The sequence below is a fragment of the Oleiharenicola sp. Vm1 genome (genome assembly GCF_047777955.1).
Classification (GTDB): domain Bacteria; phylum Verrucomicrobiota; class Verrucomicrobiia; order Opitutales; family Opitutaceae; genus Didemnitutus.
Genome location: NZ_CP180537.1, coordinates 1,494,581 through 1,509,938, shown reverse-complemented (window position 1 = coordinate 1,509,938; position 15,358 = coordinate 1,494,581). Strand labels below are relative to the sequence as shown.

General features: G+C 70.5%; 15 protein-coding genes and 1 tRNA gene. 8 read left to right on the top strand and 8 right to left on the bottom strand.

The genetic code is table 11. The annotated features are described in order from the left end of the window. Positions 1-47 precede the first annotated feature (47 nt). Complete coding sequence (gene leuC, locus ACMYLB_RS07795) at positions 48-1,466, bottom strand: 3-isopropylmalate dehydratase large subunit (RefSeq protein WP_415910373.1); 1,419 nt, start codon at positions 1,464-1,466, stop codon at positions 48-50. 67 nt (positions 1,467-1,533) lie between these two features. On the opposite strand from leuC, the gene ACMYLB_RS07790 reads away from it, so the two are divergent. Together ACMYLB_RS07790 and ACMYLB_RS07785 are read left to right on the top strand one after the other, a co-directional pair. After that, positions 1,534-2,445 carry a LysR family transcriptional regulator gene (locus tag ACMYLB_RS07790; RefSeq protein ID WP_415910372.1) on the top strand — a complete coding sequence of 304 codons (912 nt, stop codon included), beginning with the start codon at positions 1,534-1,536 and terminating at the stop codon, positions 2,443-2,445. Between the two features lie 121 nt (positions 2,446-2,566). Further along, entirely contained in the window at positions 2,567-3,535 is a 969-nt protein-coding gene (locus tag ACMYLB_RS07785; protein ID WP_415910371.1) for a hypothetical protein, read from the top strand. A gap of 88 nt (positions 3,536-3,623) precedes the next feature. Here the strand turns inward: ACMYLB_RS07785 and ACMYLB_RS07780 are convergent, their stop codons facing one another. Beyond that, a complete protein-coding gene (locus tag ACMYLB_RS07780) occupies positions 3,624-5,270 on the bottom strand; it encodes a hypothetical protein (RefSeq protein ID WP_415910370.1) in 1,647 nt (548 codons plus the stop codon). A 409-nt stretch (positions 5,271-5,679) separates the two neighbouring features. Continuing rightward, a tRNA-Leu gene (locus ACMYLB_RS07775) sits at positions 5,680-5,767 on the bottom strand. A 610-nt stretch (positions 5,768-6,377) separates the two neighbouring features. Between ACMYLB_RS07775 and ACMYLB_RS07770 the strand changes: the two genes are divergently transcribed. After that, a complete protein-coding gene (locus ACMYLB_RS07770) occupies positions 6,378-7,133 on the top strand; it encodes an RsmE family RNA methyltransferase (protein WP_415910369.1) in 756 nt (251 codons plus the stop codon). A gap of 58 nt (positions 7,134-7,191) precedes the next feature. Then, positions 7,192-8,133 carry a substrate-binding domain-containing protein gene (locus ACMYLB_RS07765; protein WP_415910368.1) on the top strand — a complete coding sequence of 314 codons (942 nt, stop codon included), beginning with the start codon at positions 7,192-7,194 and terminating at the stop codon, positions 8,131-8,133. Here the strand turns inward: ACMYLB_RS07765 and ACMYLB_RS07760 are convergent, their stop codons facing one another. The 3 genes from ACMYLB_RS07760 to ACMYLB_RS07750 form a co-directional block, all read right to left on the bottom strand. Beyond that, complete coding sequence (locus ACMYLB_RS07760; protein ID WP_415910367.1) at positions 8,134-8,616, bottom strand: biotin/lipoyl-containing protein; 483 nt, start codon at positions 8,614-8,616, stop codon at positions 8,134-8,136. Positions 8,617-8,748: 132 nt separating this feature from the next. Then, on the bottom strand, positions 8,749-9,546 hold the full coding sequence (gene kdsA, locus ACMYLB_RS07755) for a 3-deoxy-8-phosphooctulonate synthase (RefSeq protein WP_415910366.1): 798 nt from the start codon (positions 9,544-9,546) through the stop codon (positions 8,749-8,751). Continuing rightward, complete coding sequence (locus ACMYLB_RS07750) at positions 9,543-11,147, bottom strand: CTP synthase (protein ID WP_415910365.1); 1,605 nt, start codon at positions 11,145-11,147, stop codon at positions 9,543-9,545. Before ACMYLB_RS07750 ends, kdsA begins: the two co-directional genes overlap by 4 nt. 137 nt (positions 11,148-11,284) lie before the next feature. Here ACMYLB_RS07750 and ACMYLB_RS07745 point away from each other — a divergent pair, with 137 nt between their 5' ends. Continuing rightward, positions 11,285-11,668 (top strand): DUF6941 family protein, encoded by a 384-nt coding sequence (locus ACMYLB_RS07745; RefSeq protein WP_415910364.1) that lies wholly within the window; start codon positions 11,285-11,287, stop codon positions 11,666-11,668. 37 nt (positions 11,669-11,705) lie between these two features. Beyond that, positions 11,706-12,722, top strand: coding sequence for an adenosine kinase (locus tag ACMYLB_RS07740; RefSeq protein ID WP_415910363.1), 1,017 nt, complete (start codon positions 11,706-11,708; stop codon positions 12,720-12,722). A 36-nt stretch (positions 12,723-12,758) separates the two neighbouring features. Here ACMYLB_RS07740 and ACMYLB_RS07735 read toward each other — a convergent pair whose 3' ends face one another. Both ACMYLB_RS07735 and ACMYLB_RS07730 read right to left on the bottom strand, forming a co-directional pair. Continuing rightward, the gene (locus ACMYLB_RS07735; RefSeq protein WP_415910362.1) at positions 12,759-12,992 is read right to left on the bottom strand and encodes a hypothetical protein; all 234 of its coding nucleotides are present in this window, start codon (positions 12,990-12,992) and stop codon (positions 12,759-12,761) included. 14 nt (positions 12,993-13,006) lie between these two features. Further along, a complete protein-coding gene (locus tag ACMYLB_RS07730; protein WP_415910361.1) occupies positions 13,007-13,384 on the bottom strand; it encodes a hypothetical protein in 378 nt (125 codons plus the stop codon). Positions 13,385-13,704: 320 nt separating this feature from the next. On the opposite strand from ACMYLB_RS07730, the gene ACMYLB_RS07725 reads away from it, so the two are divergent. Both ACMYLB_RS07725 and ACMYLB_RS07720 read left to right on the top strand, forming a co-directional pair. Then, positions 13,705-14,220: a hypothetical protein gene (locus ACMYLB_RS07725; protein WP_415910360.1), complete on the top strand. Its 516-nt coding sequence runs from the start codon at positions 13,705-13,707 to the stop codon at positions 14,218-14,220. 119 nt (positions 14,221-14,339) lie between these two features. Beyond that, positions 14,340-15,329: a biotin--[acetyl-CoA-carboxylase] ligase gene (locus tag ACMYLB_RS07720; protein ID WP_415910359.1), complete on the top strand. Its 990-nt coding sequence runs from the start codon at positions 14,340-14,342 to the stop codon at positions 15,327-15,329. Positions 15,330-15,358: the final 29 nt, after the last annotated feature.

Below are 15,358 nucleotides of genomic sequence, written 5' to 3'. Positions count from 1 at the left end.
AATTGAGGGCTGAGAGTTGAGAGACGCTGGCTGCTGACTGCTTTCGCTCAGTTGACGGCGAAAACCTCGCGGGCGTCGGCGATGGTGCCGGTGACGGCAGCGGCGGCGACCATCACGGGGCTCATGAGGATCGTGCGGCCGGTGACGGAGCCCTGGCGGCCCTTGAAGTTGCGGTTCGACGAGCTGGCGCAGAGCTGGTCGCCGACGAGCTTGTCGGGATTCATCGCGAGGCACATCGAGCAGCCTGCGCCGCGCCACTCGAAGCCGGCGGCGGCGATGATCTTGTCGAGGCCCTCCTTCTCGCATTGGAGGGCGACGATCTGCGAACCGGGAACGGCGATGGCCTTCACCCCGGGCGCGACGCGCTTGCCCTGGATATATTTCGCGACCTCGCGGAAGTCGGAAAGACGGCCGTTGGTGCAGGAGCCGAGGAAGGCGACGTCGATCTTCGTGCCCTTGATCGGCGCGCCGGGCTTCAGCTTCATGTAGGCGAGCGCCTCGTCGATGCCGGCCTTCTCGTCGGCGGACGCGGCCTTGGCGGGATCGGGCACGTTTTCCGTGATCGAGATGCCCTGGCCGGGATTGATGCCCCAAGTGACGGTCGGCGCGATGCTGGCCGCGTCGATCTTCACGACGTCGTCGTAACGGCAGCCCGGCTCGGAGGCGAAGCCCTTCCAGCGCGCCACGGCGGCGTCCCACGCGGCACCCTGCGGCGCATACGGACGGCCCTTGAGGTAGGCGAAGGTCGTCTCGTCGGGATTGACGTAGCCGACGCGCGCGCCGCCCTCGATGGACATGTTGCACACGGTCATACGCTCCTCCATCGAGAAGCCGTCGAACACGCTGCCGGCATACTCGTAGGCGTAGCCGGTGCCGCCGTTCACGCCGAGCGTGCGGATGATGTGGAGGATGACGTCCTTCGCGTAGACGCCGGGGCGGAGCTGACCGTTCACCTCGATGCGGCGGACCTTCAACTTGCCCAGCGCCATCGTCTGCGTGGCGAGCACGTCGCGCACCTGCGAGGTGCCGATGCCGAACGCGATCGCGCCGAACGCGCCGTGCGTGCTCGTGTGCGAGTCGCCGCACGCGATCGCCGTTCCGGGCTGCGTGATGCCCTGCTCGGGACCGACGATGTGCACGATGCCCTGCTTGCCGCTCGCGCGGTCGAAGAAGGTGATGCCGAACTGCGCACAGTTCTTCCGCAGCTCGTCCATCATCGCCTGCGCCAGCGGATCGGCGTAGGGCTCGACCAGCTGGTCGGTCGGCACGATGTGGTCGACGGTGGCGAAGGTGCGGTGCGGCATGAGCACCGGCAGCTTGAGGTCGCGGAGCATGCCGAAGGCCTGCGGCGACGTGACCTCGTGGATCAGGTGCGTGCCGATGAGCAGCTGCGTCTGGCCGTTGGCCAGCTGGCGGACGCTGTGGACGTTCCAGACTTTTTCGAAGAGGGATTTCGGGGCGGACATGGCGAGTTGAGGCGCGGAGCTTACCAGCTTCTTGCCATAACCGGAAATACCTCTTTCATCGCGATTGATGCCGCGCGAGTATCAATATCCCTTCGAGCTCCGCCACCTCGTCTACTTCCGCGAGGTCGCGCGGCAGCTGCACTACCGCAAGGCCGCCGAGTCGCTCGCCGTCGCCCAGCCGGCGCTGTCGCGCAGCATCGCGCAGCTCGAGGCCTCGCTCGGCGTCGACCTGCTCAACCGCACGCAGCGCCGCGTTGAGCTGACGGCGGCGGGCAAGGCCTTCCTCGAGCGCATCGAGCCGCTGCTGCGCGCGCTGGCCGCGGTGCCGGGCGACATCCAGGCGCTCGCCGGCGGCCAGGCGGGGCACGTGCGCGTGGCGTTCACGGGCCTGGCGATGGCGACCGTGCTGCCCGGCATCCTGCGCGAGTTCAACCGCCGCTACCCGGGCGTGCGTGTGGAGCTGAACGAGTCGCCCACCTCCGCGCAGCTCGACGCGCTGAAGGCCGGCGAGATCGCCTGCGGCTTCTTTCATCCCGACGAGCAGGCGCCCGCCGGCCTGCGCACCAAGGTGCTGCTCCGCGAAAAAAACGGCGTGCTTCTCCCGGGCGACCACCCGCTCGCGCGGGCGAGGACGCTCCGGCTCCGCGACCTCGCCGGCACGCCGTTCGTCATGTTCCCACGCGCCCACAACCCGGGTTTCTACGACCGCGTGCTGGCGGCGTTCCAGCAGGCGGGCGTGACGCCGCGCATCGCCGACGAGGTCTGGCCGCGCGCCAACGCCATCGGCCTGGTCCGCGCCGGGCTCGGCGCGACGTTCATGTGCCCGTCCGAGGCGCGGCAGCTGCCGGGCGAAGTCAGCTTCCGCCCGCTCGACGGCCCGGCGCCGGAGAGCCGTCTCGTGCTCGGCTGGCGCAAGGACGCGCCGCCCGAACCGGCGCTGCACGCGTTCCTGCTCGTGGCGGGAGCCGAGGCCGGTTGACGTCGCGCGCCGGCGCCTCCGCCCGGTCCCGTTTCAAACTGACCGACGAATCCCGGGCCGCCGCACGCTTGAATCGCTCCCGCGGCGGGCGTGTAGTAGGCGCCACGGTCCGCCCCGCCCCATGAGCCCTCTGCCTGCGTTTCGCCTGCTGCTCGCCTTGGGCAGCGCCTGTGCGCTCGCGGGACGCCTCGCCGCCGACGACCACATCGTCGTCACCGGGACGGCCAATCCGGCGTATGTGGAGCGCAAGTTCGGGGGCCCGCAGGTGCGGCCGGAAAGCTATGTGTTCGGCGAGGGCAGCTTCTTCGGCGGCATCACGGTGGACCGTTCGCTCGAGCGCATGAGCTTCCGGCAGATCGCGGAGTCGCTCGCTCCCGAACTGGCGCGCCAGCAATTCTGGCCGGCCAAGGACCTGGCCGCCGCGGACCTGCTGATCGTGGTGCACTGGGGCGTGACCACGCCCCACCAATCGCTACAGGCCGCGCAGGACATCACGACCCTGTCGTTCGACCCGCGCGACACGCCGCGCGTGGACAACCCGGCGGCCGACCAGCTGTTCAAGGAGCCCGCGCCCGCGGGCGACACGGCGGGCGCCGGCGACCCCGCCCCATCGGCGATCGCCGCCTCGCTGGCCGACTGGCAGTCTTCCCCGAGCCTCGAGACGGTGAAGGGCTTCAGCGACGAGGCGGCGCGAAATTTCAGCCAGGCCAGCAACGCGCAATTGCTGGGCTACACGCGCGCGCTGCGCCGGCTCGGGCGCGGGCCCTTCGGCAGCGCCGAGGAAGCCGTGCTGCGCTCCGACCTGATGACCGAACGCTACCTGGTGATCCTCTGCGCCTACGACCTGCGGGCGCCACGGGCGACCGGGCAGAGGCGGCGCCCGGTCTGGATCACGTATCTGAACGTGCGCGCGCCGGGCACGAACTTCCTCATCGCGCTCAACCGCATGGGCCAGGTCGGCGGCAGCTTCTTCGGCCGCAGCACCGACCTGCCCACGACCGTCCGGGCCAAGGTCCGCGAAGGCCGCGCCACGCCCGGGCCCATGATCATCCTCGGCACCGAGGAACCGACGCCGGCCAAGTCCAAATAACCGTCCGGCGCGGCGCCCGCTTTCCTCCCGCCCAGGTTCCGGCGCGCAACGGACCGCGCGAGATTCCGCGCGCCAACGCAACCCCTCGCTATCGCGCCGCGCCGGCCGCGCGAACGACGAACAAGCGCTGGTGCTCCGCCGGCAGCGGGATTTCCGCCAGGTCGGGCTGCGCGCGCAGCCAGGCGACCATCGGCGCCGTCTCGACCGGCGGCGACCAGTGGAGGTCAACGCGGTTGTCGTTCTGCACCAGCACGTGGGTGATCCCGTCGCGAACGATCAGGCCGCGAAGGCGCTCGGGCGTGAAAGGCGCCTTGCCCCAAGGGAAAACCTGGTTGCACAGCTGATCGGCGGGGCGAAAGAGCCCGTAATCCCGGGCGTCCTGCTGAGCCACGAGCAGCACGTGGGCGGGCGCCGGCATCGCCCGCAACGCCTCCGCGAACGGCTCGTCGATTTTGGCCGTCTCCCGCAGGTGCGCCACATGCAGGACGAACATGTAGAGCCCATAGCGGAGAATGAGCGCCACCGGGAGCAGGATCGCTGCCCCGGCGAGAAACCCCGCGGTCCGGCGGAGCGGCCATTCGGCCCACAGCACGGCGCCCAGCGCCACGCCCAGCGCGAAGGGCGAGACGAAGAATCGCGCCATCGCATTCACGTCGCCCGGCCAGCGCACCAGGAACAGCAGGCCGAGCAGCATCGGCACCTGCAGCACGAGCAACACGGCTGCGGCGCTGACCGGTCCGCCCCGCGACCGTTGTTCCGCCCGCGTCCGCCACAGGGCCAGGGCCAGCAACGGCAGCCAGAGCATCCCGGCGAGCGAGAACCGGCCGGCCGTCGGGCCGAAACGGAAACAGAACGGCCCGGGCCAGCCGGACGGACTTTCCCCGGGCAGCAGGGCCGAAGCTCCGAGGCGCGCGGCGCCTGCCTCGGCCCACGACTGCAGTTTTTCCCGCAGCTCCGCCGTCGGCAGCGCCGGCGGATCGAACAACAAGAACGGCAACCGGGCCGCATGCACCGCCAGCTGGCGCGCATCGATGCGGCTCTGGTGCGCCGCGCGCATGCCCGCCGGACCGAAGGGATGGCCGTGCTCGCGCCAATTCACGGTCACCGGCACCAGCAGGCCGCTCACGATCGTGCCGAGCGCGAGTCCGCCGCCGAAGCGCACGCCGGCTCGCACCGGACGGCCGTTCCCGCACCACCACACGGCGACAAGCGCCCCCGGCAGGAGAAACACCGCCGTGAATTTCACGTTGATCGCGAGGGCCACGAAGCCTCCGGCCCACCCCAGCGGCCACGCCCGTTCGCCCCCGGGACCGCGCGCCCGCAGCAGCCAGAAAGCGGCGCCCAGCACGAACACCACCAGCCAAGGCTCGGGCGCCAGGCCGCTCGAGCCCTGCTTGAAGACCAGCGGCGTGCTCACAAAAACCAACGCCGCCGCCCAGGCGACCCGGCGAGACCCGCCCGCGGCCTCGATCACCCGCACGAGCCCCACCGCCGCCAGCGGCAGCCCGCTCGCGAAGAACAGGCGGCCCCAGGCCTCCGTCTTCGTGAAGAGCATCGGCAGCAGGAAGACGAGCTCGCTGCCGAAGCTGAACACGGTCTGCCGGTCGTTGTGCGTCTCGAACGGCAGCACGCTCCGGTGCTGCAGCCAGTAGGCGACCCGCGACGCGTGATACATGCGATCGTCGAAGCCCGACAACGGCAGCGCGACCTCCAGCCCCACGGCCAGCGCGGCCACCAGCACAGTGCCGGCCAGCCACAGCCCGCCCCCTCGCGGCCGGCGTCAGGCGACGGAGGAAAATCCACGGCCGCCGGCCGGGCGCGGACCCAGGCGCCGATCAGACCCGCGAGCCCGAGCTGAGTCCCGAGCCAGGCGGGCGCCGTCAGCCAGCCCGCGAACGACAGCGAAACGGCGATGACGCCGACCTGCGCCGACGCCACCGCCACGGCGATCCAGAAGCGTTCGGCCGCCGACGCGCCCCACCCCCGCGCCACCGCCACCGAACCCGCGAGCAGCGCCGCAGTCGCGACCACCAGACCGATCACACCCCAAGGAGCAGCCATCGTGCGGGCACTAAGCCGCCGCCGCCGCGGACTGGCGAGCGAATTGCCACCCGCCGGTTTGTCCGTCCACCCCGCAGGGAGGCTGGTGCCCGAAGAGGGGGTCGAACCCACACGCCTTTAGAGGGCGACGGATTTTGAGTCCGTTGCGTCTGCCAATTCCGCCATTCGGGCGAGCCAAGGCCGGCAAAGAAATCGCGCCGCGCTCCGAAGTAAACCCCGATTTTTGGCCTCTTCAGCGCGCCGCCGCGCCGCGCGACAGCAGCTCCCGCAATGCGCGCGCCGCCCTTCCGCGTCCAGGCTGAGTTGTCCACCCGCCAGCGCCCGCTGCAGCGATCGCCGCAACGCGGCCGTTTCGGGAGCGGACGGAGTGAGCGGGGTCCGGACGCGCACCGTGCACAGCTCGACCAGCACCGGCGTCGTCGTGTCGCGCGGCAGCGTGACCACATAGCTCCCGTCGAGCGCCGTCGCCTCGAAGACCCGCGTGCCGCCATCCAGGACAAACTGTTCGCTCACGCGCGTCGGGGTGAATTGGTCGATCTGCTCGCTGGGAGAGTAGTCCGCGAAATCCTTGCGGTGCTGATAGGCGGCGAGCCAGGCGCCGAGCACGATCGCCCCGCTCCAGAGCAGCACGGCCACGGCGGTCACAAGACGGTTGCGCGGTAATTTCATGACTAAATCAACGGCCCAGCGGTTGATTTCCTAGGTGCCGGCGATCGTGGGCCGCGTCAAATCGTCGCTGGCCGGACATTGACGCGACGCACGCCGGGCGAGACAGTGCGGCATGCCCGATTTTCGCGCCTACGCGCCCGCCGCCTCCGCCGCGGCGACGGAAATCCGCCTCGACGGCGACGAGAGCCACCACCTCGTCGTCGTCAACCGCTGCCAGCGCGGCGATCCGGTCGTGGCCTTCGACGGCCGCGGACGCGAGTGGCAGTGCGAGTGCGTCGATCCCGCCAAGGCCGGCACGGTCCTGCGCGTGCGCTCGACCCGCCAGGCCGAGGCGCTGCCCTGCGCCATCACGCTCGCCCAGGCCCTGCCCAAGGGCGCGACGATGGACGAGATCGTGCGGCAGGCGACCGAGCTCGGCGCCGCGCGCATCGTCCCGCTGCTCACGGCACGCACGCAGGTGCACCTCGACGGCGACCGGGCGGAAAAGAAGATCGAAAAGTGGCGCACCGCCGCAATCGAGGCGGCGAAGCAGTGCGGCAACCCCTGGGTGCCCGAGATCGAGCCGCTGCAGCGGCTCGAGGCGTTGCTCGCGGCCGCCACGCCGGACTACGAGCTCAAGCTCGCCGCCAGCCTGCACCCCGGTGCCCGGTTGCTGCGCGGCGTCATCGACAACTGGCGCGCCGAGCACAACCGCCCGCCGCGCCGCGTGCTCTGGCTGGTCGGCCCCGAGGGCGATTTCTCGCCCGCCGAAATGGCCGCGTGCGGCGCGGCGGACGTCGTGCCCGTGACCCTCGGCCCGCTCGTGCTGCGGTGCGACACCGCGGCGGTCGCGGCGCTCAGCGTGCTCGGCTACGAGCTGCGGGGCTGAACGCGGGCTAAATTTCCGCGACCGCGCGCCGATTGAAGGGGTGCTGTTCCCCTTGCCCATGAATCGATCCCTCGTCCGTGGTGTGTTCGGCGCCCTGCTCTTGTGCTGCGCCCAGGTGTTGTCGTTCGCCGCCGGCCCGAAGGTCGGCGTCCTGCTCAAGGGCCGCGCCAAGTTCTGGCAGGTGATCGAGCAGACCGCGCTCGCCACCGGCGCCCAGCACGGGGCCGAAGTCGTCGTCAAGGCCCCCGCGGCCGAGACGGACGTGGCGGTGCAGATCCAGCTGCTCAACGCCCTCGCCGCGTCCGGCGTGCAGGCGATCGTCATCGCCCCGACCAACAAGGACGCGCTGGCCGAGCCCGTCGCCGCGGCCGCCGCCAAGGGCATCAAGATCGTGGTCATCGACTCGCCGCTCGCCGGCGGTGCGGGCGCCACCTTCATCGGCACCGACCACCGCGCCGCGGGCGAGGCCGCGGGCCGGCTGCTCGCCGGCCTGATCGGCGACGGCGACGAGATCGCCGTCCTGCGCCACGCCCAGAACAACGCCGCGACCGGCGACCGGGAAAACGGGGCGCTCGAGGCGCTGCGCGCCGCGCACCCGAAGGCGCCGGTGCACGCCGACATCTATGCCAGCACCGAGGACGGCGTCGAGGCCGCCCGGGCCGCGCTGGTCTTCACGCGCTACCCGCAGACGAAGGCCGTCCTCGCCTCCGGCACGCCGGGCACGATGGCGATGTGCGAGCTGCTCGTGAAGCAGGGCGGCGGCGCGAAGTTCGTCGGCTTCGGCATGAATCTCAACCCCGCGGTCGCGAGCGCGCTCGAGGCCGGCACGATGCACGGCTGGGTGGCGCAGCTGCCGGTCGAGATCGGACGCACGGCGATCGAGGTCGCGCTCGACCTGCTGGCGGGCAAGAGCGTGCCGCCGGTGATCCACACCGACTTCATCGTGGTGACGAAGGAAAACCTGCACGACCCGAAGGTGCAGGCGCTGCTGAAGCTCTGATCAGCCCTTCCGGCTCGCGAGGTATTTCGCGACGTCGTCGCCCGACACGCGGCCGCCGGGGCCGGTGGCTTCGATGTCGAAAATCTGCGTCGGATCGAGGCCGGCTTCCTGCGCCAGCTTGGTTGCGCGCGGCGTCCAGACCAAGGCCTTGGCGGCCGGGGCGTGCGGCGCGGCGGCGGCGGCCGCCTGGGCATCGTGCTGCGCCGTGGCGACCGCGAGGTGCTGCAGGCTGGCATCGGCGGTTTCCATGCGGAAGAGCGTCTCGCCGGAGCGCTTCACGTCGCCCTTCTGGCCGTGGACCGCGACGATCGTGCCGGCGGCCGGCGACTCGAAGTCGAACGCCGACTTGTCGCTCTCGAGCTCGGCGAGCTTCTGGCCCTTGGCGACCTGCGCGCCCGGGGCGACGACGATGTTGATGATGGTGAGCTCGCTCACCGTGGCGCCCATCGAGGGCATCGGGACGTCGATCTGGAACGTGGACATGGGGATTGCTTTTGCGCGACGTTGCGGGGCCCGGCCGGGGCGGTCAATGCCGGGGCAGGGACGGAAATTCCGGTCCCGGCGGATAGAAAAATCGCGGCGGCGCCGCGCGCCGGCGCTTATGGCCGCCGGCGCTCAGCCGCGCGCGGCGCGCCAGATGGCGAGGCAGGACGCGATCAGGGCCGGCAGCTGGTCGAGCGGGATCATGTTCGGGCCGTCGGAAATCGCATGGGCCGGGTCCGGGTGCGTCTCGATGAAGAGCCCGTCGGCGCCGGCGGCGAGCGCGGCCTTGGCCAGCGGCGGCACGAATTCGCGGCGGCCGCCGGACTTGCCGCCGGCGGCGCCGGGCAGCTGCACGCTGTGCGTGGCGTCGAAGATCGCGGGGTAGCCGAGCGCCTTCATCATCGCGAAGGAGCGCATGTCGACGACGAGGTTCTGGTAGCCGAAGGTCGTGCCGCGCTCGGTCTGCCAGATCTCGGCGGCTTGGCCGTCGCGGAGCTTGCCGACGACGAACTCCATCTCCTGCGGCGAGAGGAACTGGCCCTTCTTCACGTTGACCGTCCGGCCCGTCGCGGCGGCGGCGAGGAGGAGGTCGGTCTGGCGGCAGAGGAAGGCCGGGATCTGCAGCACGTCGCAGACCTTCGCCACCTCGTCCGCCTGCTGGCGCTCGTGGATGTCGGTCAGGACGGGGAAGCCGAACTCGCGCTTGATCAGCGCGAGGAGCTTCAGACCCTCCGCCATGCCGGTGCCGCGATCGCCGCCGAGCGAGGTGCGGTTGGCTTTGTCGAACGAACCCTTGAAGACGATGTTCAGCTCCGGGTGTCGCGCGGCGAGCTGCTGCAGCGTCGTGGCGACGGCGCGGCAGACCGTCTCGTTCTCGAGCGAGCACGGGCCGGCGATGAGGAGGAGGCGTTGCGGGTCGAAGAGTTTCATTGCTTCGCGCCGTGGCGCTTGATGGCGGCGGCGATGAAGGAGGCAAAGAGCGGGTGGGCCTTGTTCGGCTTCGACTGGAACTCGGGGTGGCACTGCACGCCGAGGAACCACGGGTGGTCCTTGAGCTCGACGACCTCGACGAGGCCGCGCTTCGGGTTCCAGCCGGAGATGACCATGCCCTTCTTCTCGAGGCGCTCGATGTAGTCGTTGTTCACCTCGTAGCGGTGGCGGTGGCGCTCGGTGACGGTGTCCTGGCCGTAGGCGCGGCGCGCGAGCGTGCCGGGCTTGAGCGCGCAGGCGTAGGCGCCGAGGCGCATGGTGCCGCCCTTCTGGACGACGTTGCGCTGCTCGTCCATGAGGGCGATGACCGGCTCGGTGGTCTTCTCGTCGAACTCCATCGAGTTGGCCTTCTTCAGGCCGAGGACGTTGCGGGCGAACTCGATCACGGCGATCTGGAGACCGAGGCAGAGCCCGTAGTAGGGAATCCTGTGTTCGCGCGCGAACTTCGCGGCGGCGATCTTGCCCTCGATGCCGCGGTCGCCGAAGCCGCCGGGCACGAGGATGCCGTCGAGCTTCTTGAGCGCGGCGAGGCCGGACTTGTTCTCGAGATCCTCGGCGTCGACGCGGACGATGTTGACGCGGCAGTGGTTGGCGATGCCGGCGTGGGCGAGCGACTCGTAGACGGACTTGTAGGCGTCCTGCAGCTCGATGTATTTGCCGACCACGCCGATGTTCACCTCGTGCTTGGGCGACTGGATGCGGTGGACGATGTCGACCCAGATGTTCTTAGCCGGGGCCTTGTTCTTGATGCCGAGCAGGTCGCACACGAGCTGGTCCATGCCCTGTTTCTGGAGCATGAGCGGCAGCTCGTAGATCGACGACTCGACGTCCTCGGCGGCCATGACGGCCTTCACCGGAACATTGCAGAACATCGAGATCTTCTCGCGCATCTCGAGCGGCAGCGGGTGCTCGCAGCGGCAGACGACCATGTGCGGCTGGATGCCGATCTCGCGCAGCTTGGCGACGGACTGCTGCGTGGGCTTGGTCTTCATCTCGCCCGCGGCGTTGACGTAGGGGACGAGGGTGACGTGGATGAAAATGCAGTCGCGCGGGCCGACCTCGAGGGCGAACTGGCGCAGCGCCTCGAGGAACGGCAGGCCCTCGATGTCGCCGGTCGTGCCGCCGATCTCGGTGATGAGGACGTCGACGCCCTTGCCGCCCTTGTAGATGCGCTCCTTGATCTCGTTCGTCACGTGCGGGATCACCTGCACGGTCTTGCCGAGGTAGTCGCCGCGGCGCTCCTTCGCGATCACCGCCTCGTAGATCTGGCCGGAGGAGAGGCTGTTGGCGCGGCTGAGCTTGCCGCTGGTGAACCGCTCGTAGTGGCCGAGGTCGAGGTCGGTCTCCGCGCCGTCGTCGAGCACGTAGACCTCGCCATGCTGATACGGGCTCATCGTGCCCGGATCGACGTTGAGGTAAGGGTCGAACTTCTGGATGCGCACGGACAGCCCGCGCGTCTCGAGCAGGGCGCCGAGCGAGCCCGCCGTGAGACCCTTGCCCAAGGATGAAACCACACCGCCGGTAACAAAAATATACTTCACGGGCTTTACGGTATTGGTCGCGGCCTGTCGCGACACAAGAAAAAGCTGGGGTCCCGCGCGTGAAATGTGCCGCGTCCCCCGCCGGCGCGCAGAAAAAGCTTTGCCAGCACGGCGCCCCCCCGGGATTTTGCGCGCCTGTGCAGGCCAAACCTCAGCTCCTCGTCTGGTTGACGTGCGACGGTGTCCACATCGACCCCGGCACCGGGAAACACACCATCCTCGGCGTCTTCTCCAACATCAAGGGTCGCTCCTTCCCTGTCGTCCACCCCTACATGGTGTGGTTCATGACGCTGACGGACGTGCCGACCGGCAAGCACCGGATCAAGATCTCGATGGGCCTCGACCCCACGCGCATGGGCGAGCTCATCCACCGCGAGTTCGAGTCCCAGAGCCCGCTCCACCGGATCAACCTGATCAACGAGCTGCGCAACCTCACCTTCCAGCAGCCGGGCGACTACTCGATCCTGATCGAGGTCGACGACGAACCCATCCTCGCCACGAGCATGACCGTCACGCTCTGAGCCGCGCCGCCCGCCCTCCCCCTCCGTTTTTCGCACCATGGCCAAGCACACCGCATCGCATCCCTTCGAACTCATCGGCGTCGGCAATCCGATCATGGACCTGCTCGCCCACGTCGACGACGCGTTCCTCAAGCAACACGTCGCCGGCGACAAGGGCGGCATGGTGCTCGTCGACGACGAGGACATCGTCGGCCTGCTCCACCACATCGGCGACCGCATCGCCATGATGCCCGGTGGCTCGGCCGCCAACACCACGCTCGGCGCGACCAAGCTCGGCCTCAAGACCACCTTCCTCGGCAAGATCGGCGGCGACATCACCGCCGGCCACTACTACGAGAACTTCGTCGCCGCCGGTGGCGACGGCTCGCGCTTCAAGCGCGCCACCCTGCCCAACGGCCGCTGCCTCTCCCTGGTCACGCCCGACGGCCAGCGCACCATGCGCACCCACCTCGGCGCCGCCATGACCCTCCGCCCGGAGGAGATCACCCCCGCCGACTTCAAGGGCTGCCGCCACGCCCACATCGAGGGCTACCTGATGTTCAACCCCGCGCTGGCGCAGAAGGTCGTCGACACCGCCCGCGCCGCCGGCTGCACGCTCAGCCTCGACCTCGCGTCCTTCGAGGTCGTCAACGTCGCCCGCGACTGGATCTTCGAACAGCTGCGCCAGGGCCTCGACGTCGTCATCGGCAACGAGGACGAGGCCAAGGCGCTCTTCCAGCGCGAGGACACCTACGAGGCCTACGCCCGCGAGCTCGCCCAGTTCGGCGGCGTCGCCGCCGTGAAGATGGGCAAGGAGGGCGCCTGGGTCGCCCAGGGCCGCGAGCTGCACCGCGTGTTCCCGGTCCGCGTCGACCGCGTCGTCGACACCACCGGCGCCGGCGACGCCTGGGCCGCCGGCTTCCTCTACGGCTACCTCCGCGGCAAGACGCTCGCCGTCTCCGGGGCGATCGGCTCGCGCCTCGGCGCCGAGACCGTCCAGCACCTCGGTGCCTCGATCCCCGACATCCACTGGCCCCGCCTCCGCGCGCACGCCGAGGATTTCGGCAAGGAATAAAAACGCGCCGGCGGCGCGGGAGGCGCGCGCTCGAGGTCACCACCGGAAGCTGCGCACGAACGCGGCGAAGAACGGCGCGAGCGAGAACCCGAAGCGCGGGTTGATCTCCAGCACCAGCGGCACGCCCGCGCGCTCCTTGTAGTTCACGCAGCACAGCCCCTCGAACTCGGCCGCGTTCAGCATCGCCTCGAACAGCGCGACGTGCCGCGCCCGGCAGCGGCGGTGCAGGGCCACGGGATCGCGGCCGCGGATCGAGCGGCCGTTGGGCATGACGAAGCCCAGGGTCAGCGCGCGGCGCGTGCGCCCGCCGTAATGGAGGAGGTGCGCGGTGTATTCCACCTCCCCTCGATCCATTCCTGGCGCAGGAAATCCGGCGAGGCGACCTGCGCGGCCAGCGCCGCCTCGTCCGCCGGACCGGCCACGAGGAACGCGTTGCGCGCGCACGCGTCCCAGCGGCGCTTGAGCATGTAGGGCCACCGCCCCGGCTCCGCCTCGGCCGGCACGTGCAGCGCGAAGCCGCGGGCGCGCAGGTGCGCGTTGAGGGCCGCCTTGTCGTCGCACCGCCGGATCGCCGCGAGCGAGGGCAGCGGCAGCGGGTTGCGGCGGCGCAGCGCCTCGTCCCGGCTCGCCGCCTCCAGCGCCTCGACCGACAGCGGCACCACGACGTCGAATCCACCGCCCCCGGCGGCAGCGGCGCCATCTCCATCACGTGCGCCGTGCCCTGGAAACTTCCGCGCAACGCCGCCTCCACCTCCGGCCACGGCGTGAACAGCACCCGCCGCCCCCGCGGCAGCCGGACGCGGTCCAGCGCCACCTGCCCCGCCATGAAGAGCCGATCGCGCCACTTGCGCATGCTCTTGAGTGTCTGGATCGACCACGGCACGCGCGGGACAGTTGCGCCGCCGCGGCCGCACGCAACATCGCAATCGCCCCGCGGCCAGGTTTGACCGAACCTTCCGCCGCGCCCAGTGTCGGACCCGTGATGCGCCCACCCCGACGCCTCCTCGCGCTGATCGCCGCCGCCGCCCTCGCGGCGCCGGCCCTGCACGCCGGCGACCCGCCCACGCCGACCACCTCCGTCCGCACCAACGAGGCCCTGCTGTCGCGCCTGCCGAAGTTCAATCCCGCGAAAAGCGACGCCGCCAAGAAGGCCGCCGCCGAGGAGGCCGCGCGCAAGGCCCAGACCGCCGCCGCCGGCAACACGGAGGCGAAGGAAAAGGACGGCATCGTCTACCTGCCCGACTACGGCGTGATCGAAAAAAAGGTCGAGCAGCCCCGCGCCGACGAGTGGCTCAGCAACAAGGAACTCGATCGCGTCGCCGTCCGCCGCCTCGAGGCGAAGATGAACACGCTCGATATGCTCCTCAACCGCTGGAGCATTCCGTTCCTCACGCCGTCGTTCAAGTCCCGCGCCCGCGCCGACTACGAGGCCGAGCGCAACGCCGAGGAGAACGCGCGCCTCCAGCACGTCATCGACGTGTCGGACGGCAAGAAGTAGCCGCCGGACCGCCCGCTCCGCGCCGCCCGTTTTCTCCCGGGCGAAACCGCCGCGGCGCTCGCCCGCCCCGGGCGCGCGGCCGCTTGCCAGCGCACGCCCCGCGCTTCAATTTCACCGCCGTGCCCGACACCGACGTCACGATCCTCCGCGAGTTCCTCGCCCATCCCGGCGAACTCGTCACCGGCACCCGTCTCGCCCGGCAGCTCGGCATCTCGCGCGTCGCGGTTTTCTTCCACCTCAAGCGGCTCATCGACGAGGGCTTCGTCATCGCCTCCGAGCCGCGCCGCGGCTACCGGCTCGTCGCGCCGCCCGCCGGCCTGCACGAGGCGCTCATCCGCACCCACCTCGGCCGCACGCGCGCGCCGCACCTCGTCTGCCTCGACACCGTCGACAGCACCAACAGCGAGGCCGAGCGCCGCCTCGCGGCCGACGAACCGGTGCCGCTCGTCATCCTCGCCCGCGCGCAGACCCGCGGCCGCGGCCGCCGCGGCCGGCCGTGGCACAGCGCCGCCAACGGCAACCTTTACGCCACGTTCGTCTTCCGCCCGCAGCTCGAGCCCGCGCGCCTGCAGGACTTCACGCTCTGGCTCGGCGTCAGCGTCTGCGAGCTGGTCGAGAATTTCTGCAAACTCTCGCCCGGCCTCAAGTGGCCCAACGACCTGCTCCTCGACGGCCGCAAGGCCGGCGGCATGCTCACCGAGGCGCGCATCGACGCCGACCAGGTGCGCGACCTCGTCTTCGGCCTCGGCCTGAACGTCAACGGCCGCGCCGCCGACCTGCCCGCGGACCTGCGCCGCATCGCCACCTCGCTCGCCGAGGCCTCCGGCGCGCCGCTCGACCTCAACCGCTTCGCCGCCGCCCTCATCGGCCGCGTCTCGCAGGCCTACGCGCAGTTCCTCGACGGCTCCTACCGCACCCGCTTCGCCGAACTCTGGCACCGCTACGACATCCTGCGCGGCCGCCCGGTGGCGGTCATCCAGGGCCCCCGCACCGTGCGCGGCACCGCCACCGGCATCGACGACGAGGGCTCGCTCCTCGTGCGCACCGAGGCCGGAGCGACGGAACGCTTTCGCGCCGGCGAGGTCACGTTGGGGAAGGATGTGGCCTGATTTCCGGAGGCGGTGGTCCCCGGGTGCCG

Coding starts and splice junctions, on each gene's coding strand:
- leuC (WP_415910373.1), bottom strand. CDS start 1,466: ATGTCCGCCCCGAAATCCCTCTTCGAAAAAGTCTGGAACGTCCACAGC.
- ACMYLB_RS07790 (WP_415910372.1), top strand. CDS start 1,534: ATGCCGCGCGAGTATCAATATCCCTTCGAGCTCCGCCACCTCGTCTAC.
- ACMYLB_RS07785 (WP_415910371.1), top strand. CDS start 2,567: ATGAGCCCTCTGCCTGCGTTTCGCCTGCTGCTCGCCTTGGGCAGCGCC.
- ACMYLB_RS07770 (WP_415910369.1), top strand. CDS start 6,378: ATGCCCGATTTTCGCGCCTACGCGCCCGCCGCCTCCGCCGCGGCGACG.
- ACMYLB_RS07765 (WP_415910368.1), top strand. CDS start 7,192: ATGAATCGATCCCTCGTCCGTGGTGTGTTCGGCGCCCTGCTCTTGTGC.
- ACMYLB_RS07760 (WP_415910367.1), bottom strand. CDS start 8,616: ATGTCCACGTTCCAGATCGACGTCCCGATGCCCTCGATGGGCGCCACG.
- kdsA (WP_415910366.1), bottom strand. CDS start 9,546: ATGAAACTCTTCGACCCGCAACGCCTCCTCCTCATCGCCGGCCCGTGC.
- ACMYLB_RS07740 (WP_415910363.1), top strand. CDS start 11,706: ATGGCCAAGCACACCGCATCGCATCCCTTCGAACTCATCGGCGTCGGC.
- ACMYLB_RS07735 (WP_415910362.1), bottom strand. CDS start 12,992: ATGCCCAACGGCCGCTCGATCCGCGGCCGCGATCCCGTGGCCCTGCAC.
- ACMYLB_RS07725 (WP_415910360.1), top strand. CDS start 13,705: ATGCGCCCACCCCGACGCCTCCTCGCGCTGATCGCCGCCGCCGCCCTC.